Annotated in this window: 24 protein-coding genes and 1 pseudogene; 14 read left to right on the forward strand and 11 right to left on the reverse strand. The window is 35.8% G+C overall.

Annotated elements, in window-relative coordinates; translation table 11 throughout:
- The first annotated feature begins 4 nt into the window (after positions 1-4).
- Both ACMZ42_RS04150 and ACMZ42_RS04155 read left to right on the forward strand, forming a co-directional pair.
- The gene (locus tag ACMZ42_RS04150; RefSeq protein ID WP_415730687.1) at positions 5-226 is read left to right on the forward strand and encodes a helix-turn-helix domain-containing protein; all 222 of its coding nucleotides are present in this window, start codon (positions 5-7) and stop codon (positions 224-226) included.
- Between the two features lie 100 nt (positions 227-326).
- Positions 327-893, forward strand: coding sequence for a cupin domain-containing protein (locus tag ACMZ42_RS04155; RefSeq protein ID WP_415730688.1), 567 nt, complete (start codon positions 327-329; stop codon positions 891-893).
- A gap of 65 nt (positions 894-958) precedes the next feature.
- Here the strand turns inward: ACMZ42_RS04155 and ACMZ42_RS04160 are convergent, their stop codons facing one another.
- Both ACMZ42_RS04160 and ACMZ42_RS04165 read right to left on the reverse strand, forming a co-directional pair.
- Entirely contained in the window at positions 959-2,425 is a 1,467-nt protein-coding gene (locus ACMZ42_RS04160) for a serine hydrolase domain-containing protein (RefSeq protein ID WP_415730834.1), read from the reverse strand.
- A gap of 275 nt (positions 2,426-2,700) precedes the next feature.
- Positions 2,701-4,428, reverse strand: a complete 1,728-nt coding sequence (locus tag ACMZ42_RS04165; RefSeq protein WP_415730689.1) for an ABC transporter substrate-binding protein — start codon at positions 4,426-4,428, stop codon at positions 2,701-2,703.
- A 101-nt stretch (positions 4,429-4,529) separates the two neighbouring features.
- Between ACMZ42_RS04165 and ACMZ42_RS04170 the strand changes: the two genes are divergently transcribed.
- The 6 genes and pseudogenes from ACMZ42_RS04170 to ACMZ42_RS04195 all read left to right on the forward strand — a co-directional run bounded on the left by ACMZ42_RS04170 (position 4,530) and on the right by ACMZ42_RS04195 (position 9,731).
- A complete protein-coding gene (locus ACMZ42_RS04170) occupies positions 4,530-5,810 on the forward strand; it encodes an MDR family MFS transporter (protein WP_415730690.1) in 1,281 nt (426 codons plus the stop codon).
- Between the two features lie 6 nt (positions 5,811-5,816).
- Positions 5,817-6,480: pseudogene (locus ACMZ42_RS04175) on the forward strand (O-methyltransferase).
- Between the two features lie 85 nt (positions 6,481-6,565).
- A complete protein-coding gene (locus ACMZ42_RS04180) occupies positions 6,566-7,090 on the forward strand; it encodes a GNAT family N-acetyltransferase (RefSeq protein ID WP_415730691.1) in 525 nt (174 codons plus the stop codon).
- A 406-nt stretch (positions 7,091-7,496) separates the two neighbouring features.
- The gene (locus tag ACMZ42_RS04185) at positions 7,497-8,090 is read left to right on the forward strand and encodes an NADPH-dependent FMN reductase (RefSeq protein ID WP_370077263.1); all 594 of its coding nucleotides are present in this window, start codon (positions 7,497-7,499) and stop codon (positions 8,088-8,090) included.
- A gap of 79 nt (positions 8,091-8,169) precedes the next feature.
- Entirely contained in the window at positions 8,170-9,108 is a 939-nt protein-coding gene (locus ACMZ42_RS04190) for a ring-cleaving dioxygenase (RefSeq protein ID WP_415730692.1), read from the forward strand.
- Positions 9,109-9,122: 14 nt separating this feature from the next.
- On the forward strand, positions 9,123-9,731 hold the full coding sequence (locus tag ACMZ42_RS04195) for a flavin reductase family protein (RefSeq protein ID WP_415730693.1): 609 nt from the start codon (positions 9,123-9,125) through the stop codon (positions 9,729-9,731).
- Positions 9,732-9,780: 49 nt separating this feature from the next.
- Here the strand turns inward: ACMZ42_RS04195 and ACMZ42_RS04200 are convergent, their stop codons facing one another.
- Together ACMZ42_RS04200 and ACMZ42_RS04205 are read right to left on the reverse strand one after the other, a co-directional pair.
- A complete protein-coding gene (locus ACMZ42_RS04200) occupies positions 9,781-10,716 on the reverse strand; it encodes an aldo/keto reductase (protein ID WP_415730694.1) in 936 nt (311 codons plus the stop codon).
- Positions 10,717-10,848: 132 nt separating this feature from the next.
- Entirely contained in the window at positions 10,849-11,601 is a 753-nt protein-coding gene (locus ACMZ42_RS04205) for an IclR family transcriptional regulator (protein ID WP_415730695.1), read from the reverse strand.
- Positions 11,602-11,864: 263 nt separating this feature from the next.
- Between ACMZ42_RS04205 and ACMZ42_RS04210 the strand changes: the two genes are divergently transcribed.
- Positions 11,865-13,298 (forward strand): alpha/beta hydrolase family protein, encoded by a 1,434-nt coding sequence (locus tag ACMZ42_RS04210; protein WP_415730696.1) that lies wholly within the window; start codon positions 11,865-11,867, stop codon positions 13,296-13,298.
- A gap of 46 nt (positions 13,299-13,344) precedes the next feature.
- Here ACMZ42_RS04210 and ACMZ42_RS04215 read toward each other — a convergent pair whose 3' ends face one another.
- A complete protein-coding gene (locus tag ACMZ42_RS04215; RefSeq protein ID WP_415730697.1) occupies positions 13,345-14,301 on the reverse strand; it encodes a MerR family transcriptional regulator in 957 nt (318 codons plus the stop codon).
- Positions 14,302-14,736: 435 nt separating this feature from the next.
- Between ACMZ42_RS04215 and ACMZ42_RS04220 the strand changes: the two genes are divergently transcribed.
- Complete coding sequence (locus tag ACMZ42_RS04220) at positions 14,737-16,137, forward strand: amino acid permease (RefSeq protein WP_370077252.1); 1,401 nt, start codon at positions 14,737-14,739, stop codon at positions 16,135-16,137.
- 243 nt (positions 16,138-16,380) lie between these two features.
- Here the strand turns inward: ACMZ42_RS04220 and ACMZ42_RS04225 are convergent, their stop codons facing one another.
- Entirely contained in the window at positions 16,381-16,770 is a 390-nt protein-coding gene (locus tag ACMZ42_RS04225; RefSeq protein ID WP_415730698.1) for a RidA family protein, read from the reverse strand.
- Positions 16,771-17,207: 437 nt separating this feature from the next.
- Here ACMZ42_RS04225 and ACMZ42_RS04230 point away from each other — a divergent pair, with 437 nt between their 5' ends.
- From ACMZ42_RS04230 to ACMZ42_RS04240, 3 genes are all read left to right on the forward strand, one after another.
- Positions 17,208-18,254, forward strand: a complete 1,047-nt coding sequence (locus ACMZ42_RS04230) for an AI-2E family transporter (protein WP_415730699.1) — start codon at positions 17,208-17,210, stop codon at positions 18,252-18,254.
- A gap of 292 nt (positions 18,255-18,546) precedes the next feature.
- Entirely contained in the window at positions 18,547-18,810 is a 264-nt protein-coding gene (locus ACMZ42_RS04235) for a CD3324 family protein (protein WP_415730700.1), read from the forward strand.
- 121 nt (positions 18,811-18,931) lie between these two features.
- A complete protein-coding gene (locus ACMZ42_RS04240; RefSeq protein ID WP_415730701.1) occupies positions 18,932-19,471 on the forward strand; it encodes a GNAT family N-acetyltransferase in 540 nt (179 codons plus the stop codon).
- Positions 19,472-19,530: 59 nt separating this feature from the next.
- Here the strand turns inward: ACMZ42_RS04240 and ACMZ42_RS04245 are convergent, their stop codons facing one another.
- Complete coding sequence (locus ACMZ42_RS04245; protein ID WP_415730702.1) at positions 19,531-20,880, reverse strand: MATE family efflux transporter; 1,350 nt, start codon at positions 20,878-20,880, stop codon at positions 19,531-19,533.
- Positions 20,867-21,334: a GNAT family N-acetyltransferase gene (locus ACMZ42_RS04250; RefSeq protein ID WP_415730703.1), complete on the reverse strand. Its 468-nt coding sequence runs from the start codon at positions 21,332-21,334 to the stop codon at positions 20,867-20,869. Before ACMZ42_RS04250 ends, ACMZ42_RS04245 begins: the two co-directional genes overlap by 14 nt.
- A 192-nt stretch (positions 21,335-21,526) precedes the next feature.
- On the opposite strand from ACMZ42_RS04250, the gene ACMZ42_RS04255 reads away from it, so the two are divergent.
- On the forward strand, positions 21,527-22,357 hold the full coding sequence (locus tag ACMZ42_RS04255) for a MerR family transcriptional regulator (RefSeq protein ID WP_370077242.1): 831 nt from the start codon (positions 21,527-21,529) through the stop codon (positions 22,355-22,357).
- Positions 22,358-22,395: 38 nt separating this feature from the next.
- Here the strand turns inward: ACMZ42_RS04255 and ACMZ42_RS04260 are convergent, their stop codons facing one another.
- The 3 genes from ACMZ42_RS04260 to ACMZ42_RS04270 form a co-directional block, all read right to left on the reverse strand.
- Entirely contained in the window at positions 22,396-23,805 is a 1,410-nt protein-coding gene (locus ACMZ42_RS04260) for an alpha/beta hydrolase family protein (RefSeq protein ID WP_415730704.1), read from the reverse strand.
- 126 nt (positions 23,806-23,931) lie between these two features.
- Entirely contained in the window at positions 23,932-24,573 is a 642-nt protein-coding gene (locus ACMZ42_RS04265; protein WP_370077238.1) for a TetR/AcrR family transcriptional regulator, read from the reverse strand.
- A 149-nt stretch (positions 24,574-24,722) separates the two neighbouring features.
- Complete coding sequence (locus ACMZ42_RS04270; protein WP_415730705.1) at positions 24,723-26,147, reverse strand: erythromycin esterase family protein; 1,425 nt, start codon at positions 26,145-26,147, stop codon at positions 24,723-24,725.
- Between the last annotated feature and the right edge of the window lie 81 nt (positions 26,148-26,228).

The raw sequence follows: 26,228 nt of genomic DNA on the forward strand, positions 1-26,228 counted from the left end.
GAAATTGGCGATTATCGTAAGGTTGGATCGTGTATTAGCTGATAGGAAAATGCAATTAAGTGAGCTTGCAGAAGCAGTAGACATATCGATTGTCAATTTATCGAATTTAAAAACGGGGAAGGTAAAGGCCATACGTTTTTCCACGTTAAATGCAATTTGTAAAGTCTTGGATTGTCAACCGGGGGATATTTTAGAGTATGCTGAGGATGAGGATACCTTTGAGTAAATAAATTTTTAAGTTGTACTATAGGATGGAAATATGTATAAGTACATTTCTAGAACAAGTCGCATAGGATAACCTTATAATGTGTGAGGGGATTGAGAAAATGTACTACATTCCTTATTACGGAAACAACATGCCTATGTATAACTATGGAGATCAGCTTGTATATTGGACACCTTCTTATCAGATAGGGTATGCGAACAGTGCTGAACCTTCTCGTTTTTCCAATGGTGGAAGTATTGTATTAAAAGATTATGGGCCTCAGCCACTTGTCATCAATCTTAAAGATGCAGCTAAGCAAAATGATACGTATCGTACTACTCTGTGGACGGGAAAGAACTCACAGATTACTTTAATGAGTATTAATGTTGGTGATAATATTGGCTTGGAAATACACCCAAATGTTGATCAAATTTTATATATTGAACAGGGTGAGGGACTTGCTCAAATGGGCCCAAGTAAAAACAACTTAAATTATGAAAGAAAAGTCTATGAAAATTATGCCGTAGTAGTGCCTGCTGGAACGTGGCATAACGTCACAAATACAGGTAATATAGCACTAAAGCTTTATTCGATTTACGCTCCTCCTAACCATCCATTTGGTACGGTACATGTTACTAAAGAAGATGCGGTGGCCTCGGAAGCAGGCTATGGTCAAGGCAATAAATAATCAATTTTAGATATGAAAAATTTTTCCTCGATAATACAAGCATAACTAAAAAAGACAACTCCTACTTAGAGAAGTTGTCTTTTTTGTCGTCGTTTAAAGGCAATATAGATAGATAATAAGCCATTCAATGTTAAAAGAGTAACCAGCGTTATGGCCAAAAATGCAATATCGGGAGCAAAATATCTAATAGTGTGCCAAGGTGTTCCTGTATTATAGCTTAATAATGGAATGGAGATAATGGCCAAAACTAAAAGCATAAAACCAAATATACCCGACACTCTTCCTTTATTAGTTTTAACCTTTAATAGAAGATAAATAAACATCACAAAAAGTAAACATAAAATAGCAATTGTTATGACTTGAAATGTAGGTTTATATTTAGGTGCGTCAACGGGCTCTTTCCCATTTAAAATATTAATAATCCCTTCTTTCAAGTAAAGAAGTGACTTTTCCTCTAAAATATGACTTTTGTTAGTGAGAATTACCCCGCCCCAATCGGTTTCTGGTAGATAAAATACTTCTGAGCGTGCGTCAGGATTTGAACCAGAATGCCATATCATTTCTTCTTTGGATTCTGGATATGAGATTCGTACACCAAGGCCGTAATATCGATATTTACTAGTTTGAACGAACGGCGATATATAAAGGTTCAACGCATTTTTACTTAAAAAATTGTTATGTTCATGGTGACTAAGAAGTTTAATATACTGCACCAAATCTGATGCACTTGCAGTAATATATCCATATGGTGTCCCACCATTATCATAGGTGACTGCACTTTTTACAGGGTGACCAAGCCATGATTGATAGCCAGATAAGTATCCTTTTTCATAGGCCATGCTACTATTAGCGGCTGCACTTTTCATCCCTAATGGAGAAAAAACTTGTTCCTCCATATATTCAGAAAATGGTTGATTGGTCACTTCTTCGATGAGAGCTCCAAGAATAGAAAAGTTAGCATTACTATACTGATGTTTTTCTCCAGGAGTAGCAGTCAGCTTCACATTCGATAAACTTTCTACATTTTCCTTTATAGCACTTAAATCTTTAGATTCTTTGTCCGATATAGCTAAGCCAGAATAAGTGCTTATCCCACTTGTTTGCGTAAGTAAATGTTTAATCGTTATTTGAGAAGCGGCTTGTTTGTCTTTAAGGGTAAACCATGGCATATACTTTTGAACTGGATCATCTAATTGAATAATGCCTGCATCAACCAATCTCATGATGGCTAAACCTGTTAATGATTTACTAATAGAGCCAACTACAAATGGAGTTTCAGCGGTTACCTTTTCTTCGGATTCTCCCGTTACGCCCCACGATTTAGAATAAAAGATATCATTTTTATGAACAATAGCAATAGATGCCCCTGGAATTCGCTGCTCTTCTAAAAAGTTTTCAACATACTTATTTATAGTACTCTTAATGTCTTGTTCCCCAGAATCTGCAGAGATTTGTGAGACTGGTTGAAATAGATAGAATGGAATAAATAATAAACATACTACTATTGTTTTATATACAGAGATTTTTTTCATTGTTGTTTTCACCTATTCCCCCGAAAATTTTTCCTTCATAATTTCATAGTCACGACCTTTAATCTATTAAGTAAATTTCAAAAAAATATGGCTCATTACCAAACGCGTGGTTGATTTCCGTTCCGACTGGGCGCTTTTCTGGGGCGTCCAATGAGCCGCTTCGCTCACATTGCGTATTAACAAATTCTGTTCCTAATTTTTAGTGATTATCCAAAAATATACACTTCTTTAAAGTATATGATATTTGTTGTGAATACTATTCGGGAGAATTTAAACTACTTAATCCAAAGCTTTCGAAAATCTACGAAGCCGAACGAATCAAATTGGATATCCTTAATCATAGGATGGAAGATACGGCTTTTAATAGGATGATTTAAATATAAAAATAAATTCTCTTGTCGTATATAACATTCAACCTCGTTAATCCAACATTCTCTTGTCTGCCAATCCGTTGCTTGCTTTATTTTTTCAAAATAGACATTCAAATTTTCTAAGTGAGCATTAGATAAAAAACGATTAAAAATAAGTGCTTTATTTAAAAATGCACCTAAAAAAGATAAGTGATGATCCATCGAAGCAACTTCACCCATCATTAATAAATCGGCTTCTTCAAGAGAAGGATCGTAGTAATCTGATATTGAGTAGACTTTAACATCTAAGTGAAGACCGAATTTACGAGCTTCTTGTTTGAACCACTCGGCTTCCTCAACACAGTTTTGTTTGTCCAGCGTATATACAGTTATTAATTCTCCTTGATATCCGGCCTCTTCTAGTAAAGATTGAACGCGCCGAATATCCTTTGTTTGGTGCTTAGATTTCCAAAAGAAATAGCTGGACGCTTCTTGAAGATTACTTCGACCTAAATCCTTCCACAATTTCCGTACATCCATAAGATGATAAATAGCCTCTCGAAACGCAGCATTATGAACAATAGTATTGCGTTTGAAATTAAATGACAAAAAGCGAAATCCCACTTCAATGTCTTGTTTATGTTGGTAAGTTGTAATCGTTTCATTGTGATTTTGCACTTCATACATAGCAGAGTGAGTTGTTTCAATTGGTACCCGATAAATTTCAATCTCATCTAATATTGGTCTAGTAAGAAAGTAATTGTCGAACGCTTGGAGGACGAGTAAGTTATCCGTCCGTTTTTTAATTTGAAAAGGACCTGTTCCTATCCACTTATTTTCGTCGAATGGCTCATTGACAGGCAATATAACGAGATTGTGGAAGCTCAGAAATCTAGGGAAAAGTGCATTTGGTTTAAAAAGCTTAAAGCGAATTGTAAAAGGGGAAAGACACTCTATTTGGTCTATATCTTCCACAAGCCAAGAATGTGGTGAAGAACTTGTTTTAAAACGATCAAGCGTATAGCGCACATCTTCACTTGTTAATAAGTGCTGATTATGAAAGCGGACTCCTTTTCTTAAGTAAAAAGTCCATGTTTTCCCTTCATTGTCACTTTCCCAGTTGTGTGCTATGTGAGGGATTACTGTGTCTTGTTCTTGATTATAGGTTACGAGTGTATCTCCTAGTTGATAAATAATAAAGGTCTCAAAGGTAATAGAGGTATGTAATGGATCCAGTGTCGTTAATTCTCTAGTTCGAGCAGTTCGTAACACGTCCCTTGGTTGCCCGGATGATTGAATGCCGAATAAACTTTGAATTTCTTGCGATACATTGGCGATCCAAGTTTTTGGAATAGGCAATTGCAATAGTAAAATAACTTCCTCCAATTGATCGCGTTGAACTAGCTGTTTTACGGCATCCTCAATTTCTTGTTGAAAGGGTTTATAAAACACAATTTGTGAAGGGTTTCCTCTACCTTTACCCGGAGTATAGATTAGTTTGCCTGCCTCTCCGAACTGTTTTAGCCTACGTTTAACACTTTTTTGTGTACAAAACCATAAGCTCTCCAATTCATAAAGTTTGCATTCAGCAGTCTGTTGTTCTTCTCTAGGATATAAAAAAGCCCTCATCTGGAAATAAGAATAATTCTTCATCATCAATCTCTCCTTATCCACTTAAAAGGGGACATTTATGATTGGATTATACCCTTTTTTTCCACTTTTGAACAAAGCATAATGAGGTGGGGGTGGAAGTAATGTTCAAAAATTTACATCGTAACATTCAAATAAGAATTTATACATCTTTTATGAGCCGAGTTGTTGGTTCAATGGTTTTTCCATTCATGGCTATTTATTTTACAAAAGAGCTGAATGCTATCTATGCAGGAATTCTTCTTTTAATCCAATTGATTGTTCAATTTATCGCAAGTTTATATGGGGGTTACTTAGCTGACTCAATAGGCAGGAAAAAAATGATGGTCATTGGTGAATGGATGAAAGTCCTAGCATTTGCGGGGATGATTGTTGCCAATTCACCAGCCTTTACATCTGCTTGGGTAACTTTTTTAATGCTGTTAGTAATGAGTATATCTACTGGCTTTATTAACCCTGCTGCTGAAGCAATGCTGATTGATGTCAGCACAAAAGAAAACAGGGCTTTAATGTACTCCATCAATTACTGGGCTGTAAACTTATCCATTATGCTTGGATTAATTATTGGCGGTTGGTTTTTCCAAACGCACTTTTTTCAACTGTTAATCTCATTACTGATTATTTCCTTTGTAACATTGTGGATGACGAAGTCGTTGATCCAAGAAACTTTCAGTATCACAGCTGTTGAGGAAAAAAGAAGTGAAGATTCCTATGGCATAAGATCTATTATACAAAGCTATCGCACTGTTATTAACAATGTGCCCTTTGTGTTATTTACGCTTGGAGGTATTGCTATTCTTTCAATTGAATTTCAACGTAACAATTTCATTGCAATAAGATTGGAAGAGGAATTTCCTACACGGGTTGTGACATTATTAGGGGATTTAAATATTACACTGGACGGTGTAAAGCTTTTAAGTCTATTAACAGTGGAGAATACATTGATAATTGTGTTCTTTACAGTAGTCTTCACAAAATGGATTAAAGGAAAATCGGTTCAAAAAGTTATGTATTTTGGATTTTTATTATTCGGGTTAGGCTATTCAATTCTTGCCTTTTCAAATAATTTAACGCTTTTGTTTATTGGTGTTGTTGTGCTTTCAGTCGGAGAATTAATGTATGTACCTACAAGGCAATCCTTGCTGGCGGAAATTGTAGATGATTCCCGTCGAGGTGCTTATATGGCTTTTAATGGATTTGTCTTTCAAATAGGCAAAATATTTGGTGTTCTCGGGATCATGGTAGGAGAAGTATTGAACGGAATTGGAATTGGGATTGTCTGTGTACTTTTCGCTTTTCTTGGCATGTTCTTTTCTCGATGGGCCCTGATGAAGCGTGATAGTAAGCGTAAAGTAATTCTAACTACTAAAGTAATTTCGAGGTGAAGGTATATGAAGACAAAGAAATGGAATGAGATAGATCATTATTTTAGCACTAAACTTCATAGTTCTGATGATGTTATGGATTCAGTATTAAAAGCGAATTTAGAAGCGGATTTGCCTGCTTTGATGTAGCTCCGAACCAAGGTAAGCTGTTGTACTTGCTTGCTAAAATGAAGGGAGCAAAAACATTTTAGAAATCGGAACCCTTGGCGGATACAGTAGCATTTGGCTAGGGAGAGCATTACCCGATGATGGACATCTAATAACACTTGAATTTGATGCAAAGCACGCAAAAGTAGCTGAAGAGAACATAAAAAGGGCCGGTTTAGAAAAGAAAATTAAAGTAATGGTGGGACCTGCACTGGAAATATTACCGACCCTAAAAGAAAAGGGCTTTACTTATTTTGATTTTATGTTTATCGATGCAGATAAACAAAACAATCCTCATTATTTGAAATGGATGATAGAACTTTCAAGACCAGGGACAGTTATTATTGGGGATAATGTAGTTCGTCAAGGACATGTTATTGACGACGACAGTGAGGATTTAAATGTTCAAGGAATTCGTCAATTTATAGATTTATTATCTGAGGAATCACAGATAGATGCTACAGCCATTCAAACAGTTGGGAGCAAAGGATATGATGGTTTTGCTTTGGGGGTTGTGAAGTAAGAAGCTATACTTATAAATAACTGTGAGTGGGAATCAACCTTACGCTATGGTGATGAGCCCAATTTTGTGATGGAGGATAATATGAATGAACTTTAAACTATTCGAAGATGAAATTGAAGATTTAGTGGAATTATTAACTCAAAACAAGTGGATGTATCATACCGATCAAAATTTAAAAGAGGAATCCATTCGAAAAGCATATGCAGAAGGATACTATCACAGCGATCGCGAGACGCATTGGATAATTGATAATGAAGAAAAGGTCGGGATTATTACAATTCATGACATAAGCGATACGATCCCGTTATTCGATATCCGTTTAGATACGCGTTATAGAGGAAAAGGATACGGAGTAAAAACACTTCTTTGGTTACAAGATTACCTGTTTGGAGAAAAAGGTAAGATTCGTATCGAAGGTTATACGAGAGTTGATAATATTGGTATGAGAAAATGTTTTGCGAAAGCTGGTTTTGTAAAAGAGGGCTATTTAAGAAATGCTTGGGAAAATGCAGATGGTACTGTAACAGATAGTATCGTTTATGGTGCAATCAAAGATGATTGGATTTTAGGTAGAACAACGCCCATTAAAATCGATGACATACCATTTTAAAACTATAGGTTTGTTTTATCTGCGCGAAAGCGAAGCGACAGCGGCAATTGTTTTATCTGTGCGAAAGCGAAGCGTCAGCAACAATTGTTTTATCTGCGCGAAAGCGAAGCGTCAGCAACAAATGTTTTCTGTAGCGAAAGCAAAGCGTCAGCTACAAAGCGCCCAGTCGGAACGGAAATCAACCACTCGTTATAGTGATGAGCCATATTAATTAAGAAAAGCAGAGATGTTGATACCATAACATCTCTGCTTTTTTAAAATATTAAACAAACATGTTGACGTAAATTAAACCATCGTGTTATTATTATCTCGAATTCAAGATAAATAAATTCAAGATAAATGAATTCGAACCTTTTAATCCATGTAGAAAGTAAAGTTTTACTTTTCATCATAAGGAGGTAATCATATGGGTTTTTTAAATAAATTATTTGCTTCAAAAAAAGAGGAGGAAAAAACAATGGCAGAATTAAATATCGGAATTATTATCGGATCAACACGTGAAGGTCGTGTAAGTCCACAAGTAGCACAATGGGTAAAAGAAATCGCAGATCAACGAGGAGATGCAAATTATACAATTATTGATATCGCAGATTACAAATTACCTTTACTAGGTGAACCAGGGCAAGACGCTTCAGGCGCTCAAGCTTGGTCAGAAATCGTTGCAAAACAAGATGGATTTGTATTTATCGTACAAGAGTACAATCACTCTATTACAGGAGCTCTTAAAAATGCACTAGATTATTTACGTGTAGAATGGAATAACAAAGCTGCAGGTATTGTATCGTATGGTTCTGTAGGTGGTGCACGTGCAGCTGAACATTTACGTGGTATTATGGGTGAGCTTTTAATTGCAGATGTCCGTGTGCATCCAGCATTGTCACTATTCACAGACTTTGAAAATGGTACTGATTTTAAACCAAAAGCAGTGCAATCAGATTCTGTTAACCAAATGTTAGACCAATTAATTCCTTGGTCAAAAGCTTTATATACAATTCGATAATATGTTCAAAGATTGAGGTAGAACGTTATTGGATAAAGTATAGGTGAGAAAGACATTTATCATGAAAGGGTTTGTTAACATGAAAAAACATACTGCGGGTATTCACCATATCACAGCCATTGTAGGGCATCCACAAGAAAATATTGATTTTTATGCTGGTGTATTAGGCCTACGTTTAGTTAAACAAACGGTAAATTTCGATGACCCGGGCACATATCATCTTTATTTTGGTAACAAAGGTGGTAAACCTGGTACAATTATTACATTCTTTCCATGGGCAAATGCTTATCAAGGACGTATTGGTGATGGTCAAGTTGGCGTAACTACTTATGTTGTACCAGAAGGAGCACTACCTTTTTGGATTAATCGTCTTGCAAAATTCAGTATTCCATTCCAAAAAGCTGAACGCTTTGGTGAACAAGTAATACAATTTGATGATCCACACGGACTTCATGTTGAATTAGTTGCACGTACAGAGGGCGAATTGAATGAATGGACATTTGGTGAAGTAACTCCTGAGGTTGCGATTAAAGGATTTGGTGGTGCAACACTTTATTCAAGTCACCCAGAAGAAACAGCAAAAGTCTTAACCGAAGTTATGGGGCTTGAGAAAGTAGCAACGGAAGGTGAGTATACTCGTTATAAATCCAGCGCAGATATCGGCAATACGGTAGATTTAAAAGTTGTTCCTGGTATGCGTGGTCAAATGGGAGTCGGAACAGTTCATCATATTGCCTGGAGAGCCCAGGATAATGCGGATCATCTAGAATGGCAAGAGTATGTAATGAATCATGGACAACATGTAACTGAAGTGAAAGATCGTAATTATTTTAATGCGATTTATTTCCGTGAACCCGGTGAGATTTTATTTGAAATTGCGACAGATCCACCTGGATTCGCTCATGATGAGACACCTGAGACAATGGGTAACCAATTAATGTTACCATCTCAATACGAACAGCATCGTGAACAATTGGAAAGAACATTAATTCCAATCAAAGTGCGTGCGCTTGATTAAAGGAGATGGGACGTTTGATTTCAATTGATCCTAAGAAAAATACGGAACGTGAGAATTATAAGTTACTGATTGGCAGTATTATTCCGAGACCTATTGCCTTTGTTACGACAAAGTCAGAGCAAGGGGTCATCAATGGTGCACCTTTTAGTTTTTTTAATATCGTGTCTTCCAATCCACCGATGATTTCTCTGGCCGTTCAAAGACCAAATGGGCGCTTAAAAGATACCGCTCGCCATATCCATCATCATCAGCAATTTGTTGTGCATGTTGTAGATGAGGATAATGTTAAGCAGGTGAATGAAACGGCAGCTTCATTACCTGTAACTGAAAGTGAAATTGAAAGAGCTCAATTTACATTAACCGATAGTGAGCTTATATCTGTACCAGGTATTCAAGAGGCAAAGATTCGAATGGAATGCCGTTTAGTACAGACGATTCCTTTAATGAATGGTGACGAACAGACAGGTGATTTGTTTATTGGTGAAGTCGTACAATATCATATAGATGAGACCCTTTATAATGAAGGACGAATTGATCCAAGAAAACTTAAATCAGTTAGCAGACTAGCCGGCTCAAATTACGCAAAAATTGGAGATATATTTGAGATAGAACGTCCAGAATAAAAAATAAAATGCGAAAATGTTGACTTAACAGCATTTTCGCATTTTTACTTTATCCAAAAATTCTTTCGATATTCACTGAATCTTCTTTTGTTAATTGGATATCGCTTGCTTTCACATTGGTAGCCACTTGGTTTTTATGTTTCCCGCCTGGGATAACTGCATCAATACCATCTTGAGCTAATAACCAAGCAAGCGCTAGATTTGGTAATGTCGTTTGTTTTTCCTCTGCAATTCCTTTTAATCCATCTACTTTTAATAATGTTTGTTCAAATAATTCACCTTGGAATAAAGGATCCGAAATTCGCCAGTCCCCAGTACCTAGCTTAAAGTCTTTTGTATACTTGCCACCAAGTAGACCATATGCAAGTGGACCGTATGGAATAAATGAAATATCATTTTTTACACAGTAAGGCAATAAATCTTGCTCTGCTGAACGGTTTAACATATTGTACGGAGATTGTAACACTGAAATATCATTGTGCACATTAGCTTCTATAAGTTGATCTAATGTAACATTTGAAATGCCTATTGCTCGGATTTTTCCTTCTTCTTTTAAGCGTGATAATTCACCAATCGACTCTGCAAGAGGGGTCTCGTTGTCTGGGAAGTGTAAATAGTAAAGGTCTACATGATCCATCTGTAGACGATTTAAGCTATTTTCAAGTGCACTTCGTAAATATTGCGGATGATTATTTGTTTTTACTGAACCATCCTCAAACCAATGTCTACCTCCCTTTGTCGCTAAAACGAAATCTTCCCTGGAGTAATTTTTTAATACTTCGCCAACAAGTTCTTCTGAACGCCCTTTTCCATATATGTCAGCTGTATCGAAAAAAGTTATCCCTAAGTCAAGAGCAGCGGAGACTAGCTCTTTCCCATTTTGTTCATTTAAGTTTTCATATAAGTTATGGCCACCTACAGCATTCGTCCCAAGACCAATTTCGGAAATCTTAATATTTGTTTTTTTTAATGTATGAAATTTCATATTTCTACCTCCTCTGTTTTCTGTAATCAGAATAGAGTAAAAAAAATATTTTACCAACATACAAAGTTATAGTTTCATATATAGAAACAAAAGCGTTTTAATTGCAAATAGAAGATCGGTTGAAATTTTCTTTTATGCTAACAGGTAATTGATTTCTTCCGTCAATTGCTTGCTTGCCTCTTCTAACCTTTTGACAAATGACCGTATGGCCGTTTTCTTAATTTGATTCGTCGAACCGTGCAAAGCAATTGCGCCGATGACTTCTTCATTCACATAAATCGGAACTGCAATACAAATTTTACCTATATTCGTTTCTTCGTGATCAACAGCATATCCCTGTGCTTTAATGACCTGTAAATGAGGAATCAATAGGCCATAATCATAGAAGGTTTTTGTTGTAAATGTATTTAGTTCAATACTATTTAATAGTTCACGTTGTTTTTTAGCTGACAGATGAGCTAATACTACTTTTCCGAGTGCGCTTGAATGCATAGGTGTCCGAGTATCGATTGCTTGATAAGCAGGATGTTCAAAAGGCTCCCTAATCACATTTTTTATCACCATCTCACAATCTTCCAAAATACCAATGTAAGTAGTTATTTCTTCTTGGCGAGCTAATTGATATGGCGCCACGAGAGACGTCCATTGGATATCTTTGTGCCAATATAAGTGCTCATCCCTAAAGATATGCGGATTTAATTGATAATACTTATTATATTTAATTACATAATTCATTTTTTCTAGCGTATAAAGCATGCGAAAAACAGATGTCTTATTCATTGATAGTTCTTCCATAATTTCAGTTAATGTAAGAGAATGCTTTTGACGTAATACATCTAAAATCAAAAGACCCTTTTTTAATGTTGATACTTCATAGGAATCCATGTTGCCCTCCCCTAACTTCTCAAATAACTTATTATAGCCTATACAAAGCCATGAAATACTCATAGTAACCATTCTTACTATTATAACGGTAATCTTTTATAACTTCTCAATCTTCAAATATAAACGATCTCAAATTTGTAAAGTAGTGGACAATTAAAAAAATGTCAGTGTTTTTTTGTATGAAGTGTTGATTCTCCTCTTACTGGAGGTAATACACTTTGATTTGAATCAGCTAGATCAAAAAAACAAGGAGGTTTTTCATTATGAGGTCTATTGAATTGTTTTATATCATCTTTAATATTGTTTTGCTAGGTTGGTTAGTCTTTGGTAGAAACAAGTCACGGCAAGGGGTGCTGATAGGTGGTGGTATGTCTATTCTATTTCTGCTTGTCCATGGGATCATAGAAGGTATGCGTTGGCAAATGATTCCGACCTATTTAATGACATTATTTTTTATCGTTGTTGTTGTGATAAGGAACTTTTTTAACCCAAAAGATCAAAAAGAACAACAATCAAATATGTGCCGATCACGCGTTGTTCTTAATTCAACATTAGCTGTACTTTATTCTGCTGTAGCAGTTAGTCTGCCTATCGTGCTTCCGGTATTTACTTTTGAAAAGCCAGTGGGTCCGTACAAAATTGGAACAGTCACCTACGATTGGGTGGATACTCAAAGGGAAGAGACTCTTACACCGGAGCCTGATGACAAACGCGAATTAATGGTACAAATCTGGTATCCTGCTGATACGGCTGCTAAAGGTAATACGGCTCCTTATATTTCCGATTCTGATGTTTTTGCAGAGGGGTATAGTAAAATCCTGAATTTACCGAAGTTTTTATTTGCAAATTTTGGTTATGTCAAAACACATGCTATTGAGAACGCTGAGATTTCTAATCAGGAAACAACCTATCCGGTGCTCCTGTTCTCTCATGGTTTTAGTGGACATAAAAATCAGAACACTTTTCAAATTGAGCAATTAGTCAGTCAAGGCTATATCGTGGTAGGTATGGATCATACTTACAGTAGCACGACTTCAGTCTTTTCTGATGGTCGTGTAGCAAATTACGTGCCTCAAAAAACTGAATCAATTGCATATTTAGATAAAGCAAATGAAGGTTGGGTAGAAGATGCTAAATTTGTGCTGGATCAAGTGGAGCAGCTGGCCCAGAATGATCCTGAAAACCGTTTTACAGGTCGAATGGATATGGAGAATGTAGGTATGTTTGGTCATTCCTTTGGTGGAGCAACAAGCACCCAAATGCTAATGACAGATTCAAGAATAAAAGCAGCTCTTAATATGGACGGTGTTTTATATGGAAAACTCCGAGTTCCTGTGGATGGGCTGAAGAAGCCGTTTATGATGATGAGTGCCGATGACACAATCAGAGAGGCGAAGGAAACGGATGGTAAGGAGCTCATCGAGTTTGTAAAGGAAACTTTGCCACGGTACGAGTATGTAACTGTGGGAGGAAACTATTGGATGAAAATTAAAGATATGAAGCATATGGGCTTCTCCGATTTATACCTGTTTTCACCGCTTTATGAACGGATGGAAGGGGTCGACATCCAAAAGGCATACCGATTAATTAACGATTATTCATTGGATTTCTTCGATCATTATTTGAAGCAACAGCCATTCAAACTATTGGAGCAAAATATAGGCGATCATCCAGAGTTTACGTTACTGAAAGGTTGACTACCAAAACGAATAGTTGAGGGTGTTTAGCCCTCGATTATTCGTTTTATGATTCTTCCATATGTTCAAGCCGCCATTCTATTCCTTGAAATAGTAATTGATTGGCTTTTGAGAGTTGGTAGTATTGTGGGCTTAGAATAGCACATAACGTTTCGCATCGTTCGAGTCGTTTGGTTTTGGTTAATTGAATATATTCTGTAAAGTAGCGGAAGTGATCTTCTTTATTGTCCAATTGCTGTGAGTTCGCATACAGCCTAGCAGTGTCGTCGATAATGGTCTGTACAATTGGACTGTTGGCAGGCAATTTTTGCTTCAGCGCCTTATTCAATCGATCATGGATGTTCTCAAGCTTTCTGACCAATGTTGTAGCATTATATTTTGACTGATGAACAATATTAAAGTACAGAAATTCAGTATTTTTCAAGTCTTTTATAAACTGAGGATCATTTATAAGCTCCTGTAATTCATGCCAAGTAGCTGTTTGTTTGGCGGAGCCTTTCACTTGATTAATAATATATTTATCAAAATAATAAAAAAACGAATCTTTCCACTCTTTAGGAATGCCAATTAATAATTGGGATTCCTTCAATTTTTTATCGATAAATTGTTTTTTATGTTCGGTATTTATTGTTCGTTCGTTTACTAAGTTATGAATATACTGCAATGAATCCCCGTCATGTTCCTTTGCTTGACGAAGAATCGATATCATATCCATAAGCGTAGTAACCTGTGTCTCCATCGATTCGATCTGCCAATCAAGTGTTTTATCAACTGATATTTCTTCAGATATCATTTTGCTTATTTCATCAATTCCGAAATCCAGATAACGCAGGTTTGTAATCATTTCAAGGCGCCATATATCTTCAGCTGTGTACAATCGATGTCCACCCTCAGTATAACTTGTAGGTTTCAGCAATCCAATTTCGTCATAGTAACGGACTGTCTTTATCGTGGATCCTATCATTTTAGCTGTTTCACCTATTGAATATTTTTTTTCTTCCAAATGATTACACCTCCTGATTGGATCACTTATATCTAACAATGATAAATAAACAAAAGTCATTATGCTAGTAAAGAATTTATTTCTCTTATTTTACGATAAACGGGAAATAGATTAATCCTTAAAAGGTCGAATGACATAAATTGCAGGAATCAATAACAACTATTGCATTAGGAGAGATCGAGAGAAAGGACTTATCAGGCAAGTAATGCTGATTATGGCACTAATTGAGGAATTGGACTTGCCCACTGTGAAGTTTAGCTTCTTCATCAGCAACGTAACATAAGTGAACTATTAACTCGTTTTCTAGTAAAAAGGTAAATTGTTATAATAATCAAATTGTTGACTCAATTCGAAAATGCAGATAATATACTGTTTATTGATAAAAATACATAAAAATGAAATTTATTTTCTTTTTTTGAAAGTGGAGTGGTTATTATGGCGAATTTTTTACGGAAGAAGTCAATCGAGCAAGCCAATAAAATAACTGAAGTCGAACGTTTTAAACTTAAGCGTGAACTAGGGTCGTTGCAATTATTGCTGTATGTACTAGGGGCTACAATAGGAGCTGGCATTTTTGTACTGCCAGGAACTACAGCTGCTCTACATGCGGGTCCTGGTGTCGTTGTTTCATTCTTAATAGGGGGTCTTGTAACAATAGCAGTTGGATTAGCCTATGTCGAATTCGCAGCGATGGCCCCTGTTGCCGGGAGTGCTTACACCTATTCTTATATTGCGTTAGGTGAAATGATTGCTTGGATAATCGGTTGGGATTTATTATTAGAATTTATCGTTATTTCTAGTACAGTCGCAGTTGGCTGGAGTGGCTACGTCAATTCGTTTTTACAATCTGTGGGAATTCACTTGCCAGAAGTTTTAACAAAGGATATTGCTCATGGTGGGATTGTGAATCTACCTGCTGTGGCTGGTTGGCTTATTGTAGCTTGGATTTCAATGAGTGGAATTAAAAATGTGGGCCGATCAAATATGTTATTTACAGCTGCTAAGGTTGGCGCGATTATTTTATTCCTTGCTATAGGGGCTTTTCACGTTAACCCTATAAACTGGACACCGTTTACACCATTTGGCTGGTCAGGTGTAATGGCGGGAGCGGCACTAGTGTTCTTTGCCTTTACCGGATTTGATGGTGTAACAACAGTTCTTGAGGAAGTAAAAAATCCACAAAAAACAATACCAAAAGCTTTAATTGGTGGTCTAAGTATACTAACGCTTATTTATGCAATTGTTGCACTAGTATTAACAGGTATTGTACCATCCCCTGAGTTGGATGTTCCAAATCCTACTGTATATGCACTAGAATCTGTTGGGATTCAATGGGGAGGTGCTATCATTGCAGTATCAGTTATTTTTGGATTGCTTGCTACGATGATTGCAAATACAACAAGTGCGACACGCGTGCTGTTTGCAATGAGCCGAGATGGACTTCTACCAGAACGTATTGCACAAACAAATAAAAAAACAGGAGTACCTGTATTATCAACTTTAATTGTAGTTGTAACAGGCATTCTCTTATCAGGATTTTTATCGATCGGAGAATTAGCGGAATTTGCTAACATCGGCGGTTTAACTGCTTTTGCTTTAACAACAGTTAGTGTTGTTGTTCTTCGCTATACACGACCAAATCAACCACGTGTATTTAAAGTACCTGCGCTATGGCTTGTAGCAACTGTAGGTGTTGGAGGATGTATTGTATTAATTTTTAGTCTGCCGCTATTTACTATCGTGCGCTTTTTGATTTGGTTAGCGATAGGTTTAGTTATTTATATAGGCTATGGATACAAGCATGCTAAAATAAGCTCTAAAAATGAAGATCTATAAATGAGATGAAGAGGCTGGGACAAAACTAGCCTTCAAAACTTAAAAAAGTGCGAGAAATCAACTTTTCTAAAATTGATTTCTCGCACTTTTTTAATATAAAATCTTTTAAATCCGGACGTAATTATGCTGAGCCATAATTGATTTTTACTTTGAAAATATACTTATGCCCTGGGCCACGTTTTTATAACAATATTTAAAACAAATCTAGACGCACACCCTTGTTAATTTCAACATATTATAAGTTTATATTCCCTTACAAGCCCAGGCATCAATCTCAACCTTTATGGCAGGAGATGCAAGCGCAACTACATACATCAATGTCATACACGGAAGGTGATTGCCAAGAAAGTCGTTTATTATTTGTTTTCTTTGATCTACATTAATTTCCCCAACCAAATAAAGGGTTATCTTCGTTAAATCTTGAATTTCCATATTTGCACTTTCAAGATTCTTCTCGATATTTTCTAATGCCAATTTCATTTGGGCTAACGGCTCTTCAGGTATAGTCCCGTCTTTTGCCATGCCTATTTGTCCAGATAGTGTTAACCATCTCTGTGGTCCTGTTACTTCTATTTGATGTACATAAGGAGCAACTGGTTGATGAATGTCCTTCGGGTTTCTTGCAACTTTCACATAAACAATCCTTTCTATGGTAATTTTAGTTTAAAATTTATATAAGAATATCATACTAAGACTAAAGAAAAAAAATCTAATTTTAGTACTATATTAAAAGAACTTACATTGGCTATCATGGTGTTCAAAGGGTTATAATAGACTAATAGAATTAAGGCTTATAACGCTGATACAGCTTTCAAAAATATTGTTATTAATTTGATAAGGCATACTATTCTTTTCGCTCCTTGGATGCATTAATTTATTATGAGACTTATAAAGCGCAAGTATTTAAGTCTTATTCTAAGTATTAATGGAAATAATAATCCAATGAAGGGGGCGTTTACATAAGAATGATACGTAATGTTTTACATCAATTTATTAATTGTTTTTGTTCATTTGATAGCGAAACCCAGGCAGTAAAGGCCGCAAAGCCGTTTTGTAGAAGGAGTGAATACATGAGTAATTTCTTTCGAAGCCATGGATTTAAACGTTTTTTAATCCTAGCTGGGATCGCTATTGCATTATATATGATGCGGAGTATGATCAATCTAATTCTTCTCACGTTCATTATTACGTACTTGATGAATCAACTTACCACGAAGACAACAAAAGAGGTTAGAAAGTACGTACGGATGGGCGAGAAGGCTGTAACAATTACCCTCTATCTTTTACTTGTGGCAGGTATTGTTGCTGTTATTTACAAGTACTTACCTATCGTAACTCAACAAATTACACAGCTCTTTGATCTTATTGCTAGCTTTAGTCTCAACCCAAATGATAACGAGATTGCAAGGTATTTAGCTCCAACCTTTGACAAGATTGAACTGGGTAAATATTTAGAGCAGGGTGTAGACCTCACGCTGAAAAACCTTACGAATATTGGTAAAATCATTTTGCATATATTCATTGCACTAATTCTGAGCTTGTTTATTTTACTTGAGAAGAAACGTATTACGGAATTTACAGCAAAATTTAAAGATAGTAAGATGAGCTATCTCTACGATGAACTACATTATTTCTCAAAGATATTCATTCGTTCTTTCGGTAAAGTTATTGAGGCGCAGTTTATTATTGCCGCTATTAACTGTATTTTATCTGTTATAGCATTATACATTATGGGCTTCCCGCACTTAATTGCGCTGGGGATTATGCTCTTTATACTGGGATTAGTGCCAGTTGCAGGGGTCATCATGTCGTTGATTCCTCTAACTATAATCGCATACAGTGTCGGTGGTCCAATGTACATTGTCTATATCCTGGTGATCGTTATGGTACTACATGCTATGGAGGCATACTTCTTAAATCCAAAGCTAATGTCTGCTAAGACAAATCTTCCAATTTTCTATACATTCATGGTCATTCTCTTCTCTGAGCATTTTCTTGGTGTATGGGGATTAATAATTGGTATTCCATTATTCATGTTCCTTCTCGATATTCTCGGAGTTACGTCCTCAGAAGATGAACTGCAACAGGCAATGGAAATACAAGGTGACAAAAAATAGAATAAAATTTCGTTCAAAAAGGGATCAAGTGTGTGTGATTCCTTTTTTTGTTTATAGAAAATATTTACATATGCTAAGATGAACTATGAATGTGTTGACAAGTTAGGGGGGAGAGAAGTGAGTAATTTCATTAAGTTGCTAGATACGAAAGCAGCCCATGCAAAGCCTAATTTTGATATGGCAATACTTTGCATGGGGTGAATTTCAATATTTGCCTTGAAGTATTTCTTATAAAATTAGCTTTGCTACCTTATTTTATTAATTTCAAAATAAAAATGAGGGGTTGGCATAAATGGCTTATAAGAAGGCTTCAGTTATCTTACCAAAAGAGCTTTTATTAGAAATCCAAAAATATGTTCAAGGTGAAACGATTTATATTCCTAAAATAGAAAACACTTATTTAGAGTGGGGTGCTCGTTCAGGCACAAAGAAATATATTGAGGACAGGAATAAGTCTATAAAAGATGCGTTTACGAATGAAGCTTCAATTGAACAATTATCTACGGAGTATCATTTAGCGGTAGAAACGATTAAGAAAATTGTATATACGAAGTAATTTTTAAAGCACTAGCAGTGGATATGTTAGTGCTTTTCATATGTCTAAAACGTTTCTAAATTAAACTAGGCATATTCTTTCTACTACAAATCTTGTTCAATAGTTAAAGGGGGGGGTTTTTATGATTGCAGGGCAAGGTGTATTTTTAAGACCAATTACAGAAAAAGATGTTGATAGTATCTACAAGTGCTTTCAAGATGAAGAAATTATGTATATGACAGGTACACGTAACATTTTAACGAAGGATCAGATTAGAGAGGCTTTGATTCGATTTAGCGAAGATTCCACACGCCATGATTTTGCTATTTGTTTAGTAGATAATAGCCAAATTATCGGTGATTTAACCATTATGGAAATAGACTTAGACAATAAAAAAGCAATATTTCGCATAGCTTTACATAGTATAGAAGATTGCGGCAAGGGATATGGGGCAGAGGCAGTTCAGCTTGTTCAAAAATTTACGTTCGAGGAGCTTCAGCTTAATCGCCTAGAGTTACAAGTTTTCTCTCATAATATTCGGGGAATCAAATCGTATGAAAAGGTAGGCTTCAAAAAGGAAGGAACTTTAAGGCAATCCTTATATATGAACGGTAAGTATTTTGATGAAATAATTATGAGTATTTTACGTGATGAATATATGCAATTAAAAAAGAGCCATTAGTATAGCTAACCCCCTCTCGATTATTGTATTGAAAGGGGGTTAACTTTATTTATATTGCTTTATTTTAAGGAACTTGCTTCTGAGAAAATAGTATGTGTTTTTTTCTTCATAAATATAAAAATTAATAATGCGGTAATACCTTCAGCGACGGGGAATGTCCACCAAATAGCTTGTGGGCCAAGTAATTTAGGCAATAGTACGAGAGCAGGGATAAAAAATATAATACTGCGAAGTAACATTATGGTTGTTGCAAGACGTATTCTTTCAATGGATTGGAAGAATTCCGCAAAGACCATGTTCACTCCAAGGAATACATATCCAATTGCAAAGTGTACAAAGCCTTGAGCTGCCATATTACGAATTTCAAACGTACTATCACCGAATAATGCTATTAGCTGAGAAGGGAATAATGTAGCAATTATGACAGTAGTTAAACCTAGAATAAATGCAGTGGCTATACCGATTTTCAATAACGCTGTTAATCTCTCAATTAATCTCGCACCGTGGTGATAACTAACGAGAGGCTGTAGGGCCATGCCGATACCAAGGAATACGGTTAATAGTACGGTATGAATATAGTTAATCATCGCGTAGGCGGTCACTCCATCCGAGCCCAAATAGTGTAAAAATGTCACATTATATAAAATAACCATAACAGCGACGGAGGCTTCAACAATAAAACTTGGTAGCCCAATAGCAAAAATTTTCTTTAGATCAGATAAGTTGAAAAACTTACGCACAAACTTTAATTCGGATTGTTTTCGGAAGAAATGTAGGCAAAGCACCGACATACCGATTATTGTGGAAAGTGCTGTAGCCAGGGCACAGCCAGTTACGCCGTAGTGGAGCACGAAAATAAAGATGTAGTTTAAAATGATGTTTAACACAGATGTAGTGATTAAACCCATCATCGCAAGCTTTGGATTGCCATCATTTCGAATGAAAATGCTTAGTAAGTTTTCAATTGTGTAGAACACACCGAAAATCAAAATAACATGTAAGTAGTCTTGTACATAAGGAAAGGTAGCATCACTTGCGCCGAATATATAGGAGATTTCCTTTAAATTGAATAAAAGTATTAGAATCAGCGTCATAACGACAACGATCATTGCTGTAAATGCTAATGTAAAGAGCTGGTTCGCTCTTTTTTTATTGCCCTCACCGAGAGAAATTGAAAATAGTGTTGCCCCACCCATACCAATCCAAAGGGAAATAGATAGTAAAATCGAGAATATGGGTACAGCGATATTTACTCCAGCTAAAGCGGTTGGCCCCACTCCGTGACTAACGAAAATACCATCCACTAAAATATTGACTGACATCAGCAACATACCAATCATAGCTGGAAATAAGTATGATAAAAACAAGGGCTTCAGTGGTCTTGTTTCAATTGGATTAATGGTAGTCATGAGCATGTACCTCCTTTACCATCACCTTTTCGCCTTTGTCATCTAGCTCACCGTTAAAGACGAACCCAAACTTTTTATATAGCTGAATAGCTACTATATTATTGTCATAAACGCTTAAATATATATTTTGACAGCTGTATTTAACTACTAAATAATTTATAAGCTGCTGTAAAAAGTATTTTCCCAATCCTTTGTTCTGATAACGCTCATCAATGAAATAGCGATCTAACCAAACACGTTTTGTATTGTCCTTATGTGGGAACACACCATACATAGCGAAGCCAACTGCAATATCTTCTCTATACAATCCAACAGGAATAAAGCGTTCGTCTGTTTCTGCTTCCGCTAAACATTGCTTTGTACTTTCAATAAAATTTTGCTGATGATCAGCAATACGTAATGCTAATACTTTCTCTTTGTTTAAAGCCGTAATGTCACGAATTTCCGTGAACATAATGTCAAAACCTTTCTATTTTTAATTTCTTTCAGCCGGTCCCGGACGCATTGTTTATCTGTGCGACAGCAACAAATGTTTTCTGTAGCGAAAGCAAAGCGACAGCTACAATTATGTCGTGGCATAATAGATTGTGAATAGCTACAATCTAATGTATATAGTAACTATATGGTCAAGGAGGGAAACTTAAAAATGTTTAATAAAAATGTAAAATATTTTACAACTGGTGAGTTCGCCAAAATTTGTAAGGTCAATAAACAAACGCTAATTTATTACGATCAAATCGGTTTATTATCCCCAATTATGAAGGATAGTAAAGACTATCGTTATTATTCCATTGCACAATATGAATTTTTTAGTGTGATTGAGCTATTAAAGGCGGTTGGTATGTCTTTAAAGGATATTCAAAAATATATGGCAGAAAAATCACCTGAAAATTTCTTAGAATTAATGTATCAGCAAAAGGAAATTGTAGCGAAAAAACGTCGAGAGCTGGAGATGATTGAAAGCATTATTGATGTAAAAATCGATTTAACAGAGGAAGCCTTACACATTGATTTTGATAGTATTACGGTTGAGCATCTGCCAGTGGCCACATTGTATTTAAGTAAAAATATCGAGGATTCGACGGAAGAACAGTTTACGAAGGCTATTTCAGATTTTATTGATGAATTAGATCGCTCTCAATTAGACACAGGTTATCCCATTGGAGGGATTACAAGAAGAGAGCAAGTATTAGCCGGAAACTATGATAATTATAGTCATTTGTATATAGAGCAACCACACCCACGAGAAGGTCATCCTTATTTCGAGGCGATTGAAGGAGATTTTATTGTTGGATACCATGTAGGAGATTCTACTACACTTGGTGAAACATACGAGCGATTATTTAAGGTTATGCAGGAAAAAGGTTTTGAACTAGGGCAGTACGTATTTGAAGAATATATTTATGATGCTGTTATTAGAAATCGTGAAGAGGATTATGTAACGAAAATTATGATAGAAATTAAAAAAGGTTGTTGATAAGTTAACTATCAACAACCCTGGCTTTCCAATATGCTTTAGTGCAACGTTAAGTTTATATCAGGATGTTCCTTCTGAATTTCTTCTAATTTATTGTCATTGATCCCTTTTAAATTTTTATTAAAAAAGCCTACTGACAATTCATTAATCAGTTTAAAAATAGCATTCACATCTGCGCCAGATTCATTAATAATTGGTGAAACTGCTGCTAAATCTGTAAAACTTCCATGATTTGTTTTTGGAATAATAGCTGTGTAAACACCAGGCTTTTCAATCGTTTTATTTCTTAAATAGGATTCTACAAACAATTCATCTCGATTACCTGGTTGTTGGCTATATGCTTCTTTCATAAAATTAATGGATGCCTCCGCATTCAAAAGCATAAACGGCTTTTCTGGGCCATTTGTTGGCATAGCGTTACCATATAAACCACCATCCATATCAATTGCCGCTTTAATGCGATCATCCTTTACAAGCATTTGTGCAGAAGTCGCACCACCAAAAGAGTGGCCGAGCATACCAATATTGTCATAATCAATTAACGCTGCAATTGCTTTAAAATTCTTATCAAAATCACCTTTAATGACCTCATCTAAAACAAATGATGTATCCTGTTCCCAAAGCTTGATACGATCACTCAGGAAGGTAATTGTATTTTCAATTGGTGTAAAATCCACACGATCTCCATCTGGAAATACAGTTGTTGTCGCATCACCTGTAAAGTTTAGAGCGACAACTACATAGCCATGGCTTGCTAACTCCTCTAGTTGGAAGGTGTTTTGGCGACTATATAAACTCATTCCATGGGCAAAGAATAGAAGCGGGAATTTGCCTTTTGCCTTTATCGGCGTCGCATCTTTATAAGAATGGGTTTCCGTCAATCCTAAATGTGTTGTAGCGATATACGGAAAACTTTGTGTGATTGCTAATTGTTGTGTTAAGGCCTCTATATGTTCAAAGTAAGGAGAGAGCTGTCCAGTCCCTTTTTCAGCAGGATAATAGACTTGTATCATTAATTCTCGATTTACCTGATGATTAGGTACGACAAATTCTTTACGATTCTTATCGATGAGGTGAAATTCCTGGGTTCCTACTGAATATTCACCTGTAGGTTCAGGAAAAGATATGATTGGAAAAAGCTTTGGTAAGGTGAACATTCCAAATGCTGCTGCAGCAATACCTACAAGTTTAAAAATCTTCATACTTAATTTTTTTGAAACAATCGTGCTTTTAGGCTTTACAAAAACCTGCAGTGTCAATACTAATGAAACAATATAAGCAGGGATCATACGCCAGTTAGCGCCAATTGAAATAATTGTAGCTAATAGTAATATATAGTTGACAACTAACATGAAAATATTAATTTTAGTTATCCCACGCTGTCTATATGTCAGTAAAATGCTTGATAATAATAAAACAATCGTAAATATAACTTCTAAGGTTTTCATATTACATCTCCTTTTACATACATGCGAATGTATGTAATTGTTCAGTGGTGTAGAATTACGAGCAATCGATACATACATACAAATGTATGTATGTGACTAAAATAATAAACTACATAAAGTAGTCTACTATTCGTGAACTTTATCAAATAAAGCTAAAAAAACGTTCTTCAATTCATCATTTACCAGTGGCATTCCAATCCCTTCGAACAGTAAACTAATATGTTCGATTTTTTGAATAAACTCAGCTCGGCTTACACGAAATATTTCTGGATTCATCCAAATGTCAAAAAGCATTGTGAAGGTCTCAGCTGCTTGCTTCGGAAAAGCAATTTGTAGTGATCCGTCTCGATTTCCTTCTTCAATAATTTTTTGAATGCCTGGCGCAACAACCTGTATTCCTTCTGTGATGCGACTATAAACAAACTCAGCAGAATTCATTTTTAAAGGGATGGTGGATAGGTTTTCTTCTTTGACACTTTGAGAAATTGAAAAAGAAATTCCTTGCCTTAAACGTTCTAAAGCATTTAAGTTTTCTAAATCGGATATTTCATTAAAATAATTATTTGCCATCAGCATTTCTTTTGTAATGGCATCAATAACATCAGCACGTGTTTTAAAATGATGATAGAAAGCTCCTCGAGTAATATCTCCCACATCATCTACAATCTCTTGAATTGTTACATTGTCCCAACCATTTACAGTGAATAATTTAACAGCTGATTCAATAATTCTTTTTCTTGTAACTTCTGGATATTTATTTCTGGCCATAAAATATCTCCTTATAGATACATTCGAATGTATTTATAATAATAGAGTGAGACATTTTAATTGTCAACAACATACTATTTAATTCAAAGCAGTTAGAAAAGAACTAAAAAATAGCAAACTAGAAAAACTAGTTTGCTATTTTTATATTCTTATTTTATATAATGTGGTTTACTTACTTTATCAATCAGCAGAAGGCCATCATATTGATCTCGTGGAACAAGACTTTCTTGAATCATTCCCCAGCTATACGATAAACGTGGCTCAAACATCCATGAGTTTCCTCGCTCATTTTGACGGTTTCGCATGTCGATAAATGTGTATGGTTTATTTGAAGATGATAGAATATCCTCGATTGATCCTTTTACTGTCGGTAAAACGGCCATAGGTTCACCCATATTGTTTGCTGTTTCGCCACTAGTCATATAAAGACCAAGTACATAACTATATTTCTTATAGATATCTGGTAGACGTTCACCCATCAATTTTACCGGATAAGGAGAACCCATTACTTCGGATTGTGCTTTACGAATATGGTCATTATGCGCCCAGACGATAAATTTTTCAGTTGGATAAATCTCCTCTGCTAACCAAAGAAGGTTTTCCATCATTGATTGGTCACGCCATTCCATTGTCTTTAAAAAAGAATCATATTTATTTTGTTCTAAATCAATATTTGATTGAATTGATAGTTCTACATAGTCGTCTGCTAAACGGATACGGTCAGCTAAAGTACGTTCCATAAGCTTTACAATATGAGGCTCGCTCGGATAAGCTGCTTTTAACTCTTTTTCTTTTAGCTGAACTTGAGATTTTACTTGTTTATACACTTCGATAATGCTTGGTTTCGCCTTTTGGTAGCCTTTTAGATCCGTACCAAAGCTCCAGTCTACAAGTTGCTTCTCTACTTCACTGAACTGTTTAGCAAGCTGACTATTTTGCAGCCACTCACCATTCGTGAACGCACCTTGCTGTTGAATATCAAAGCCTGCTAATTTCAAAGGTTTATCGGTATTCTGTGTTTTTTTAGCATACTCAAATAACGGCAGTGTTTCTTTTGACCACCATACACCAAAAATAGCATCCTTCATCGTTTGTTGCGCTGTTTGTTTATCAATTTGTCCTTGCGCATTCATGGCATTCCCCATACCGCTTTCAAAGGCTAGGACATTGTAGCCCATTTCTTGGTGTAAAAATTGAATTAAACGTGTTTTCGCTAGGCTAAATTCTGCTGCGCCATGTGAACTTTCCCCTAAAAAAACGATGCGCTTATCATGCAATAAAGGCTTTAACATCTCTAAATCTTCAAATTTAGTGGATGGAATGTTTTGTTGACTAATTGCTTCAGGTTGAATAGATGTTAAGCTGTAAGCATGATCGTTTGTCCACTTTTTCCAATCTTGAAGCGTTTCATTGGATGTACGGGCTTGCTTTACTTCTAAATTGTTCTCCAAAGCTACACGTTCTTCTATCGCTGGAACTGCTGCCGATGCATTTGATACTCCGCTGAACGCTGTAAAGCTTGCTAACGCAATACTTAATGATAATAAAACCTTACGATTCTTACCTTTTGTCACTTTCTATCAGTCCTTCGCTATATGTTAAGGTCAATTATAGATAGTGAAGTTTAAAGTAAAAGGGGAGTTTGTTTAAATTTT

It is taken from the genome of Lysinibacillus sp. NPDC056185, assembly GCF_047737915.1.
Classification (GTDB): Bacteria; Bacillota; Bacilli; order Bacillales_A; family Planococcaceae; genus Lysinibacillus.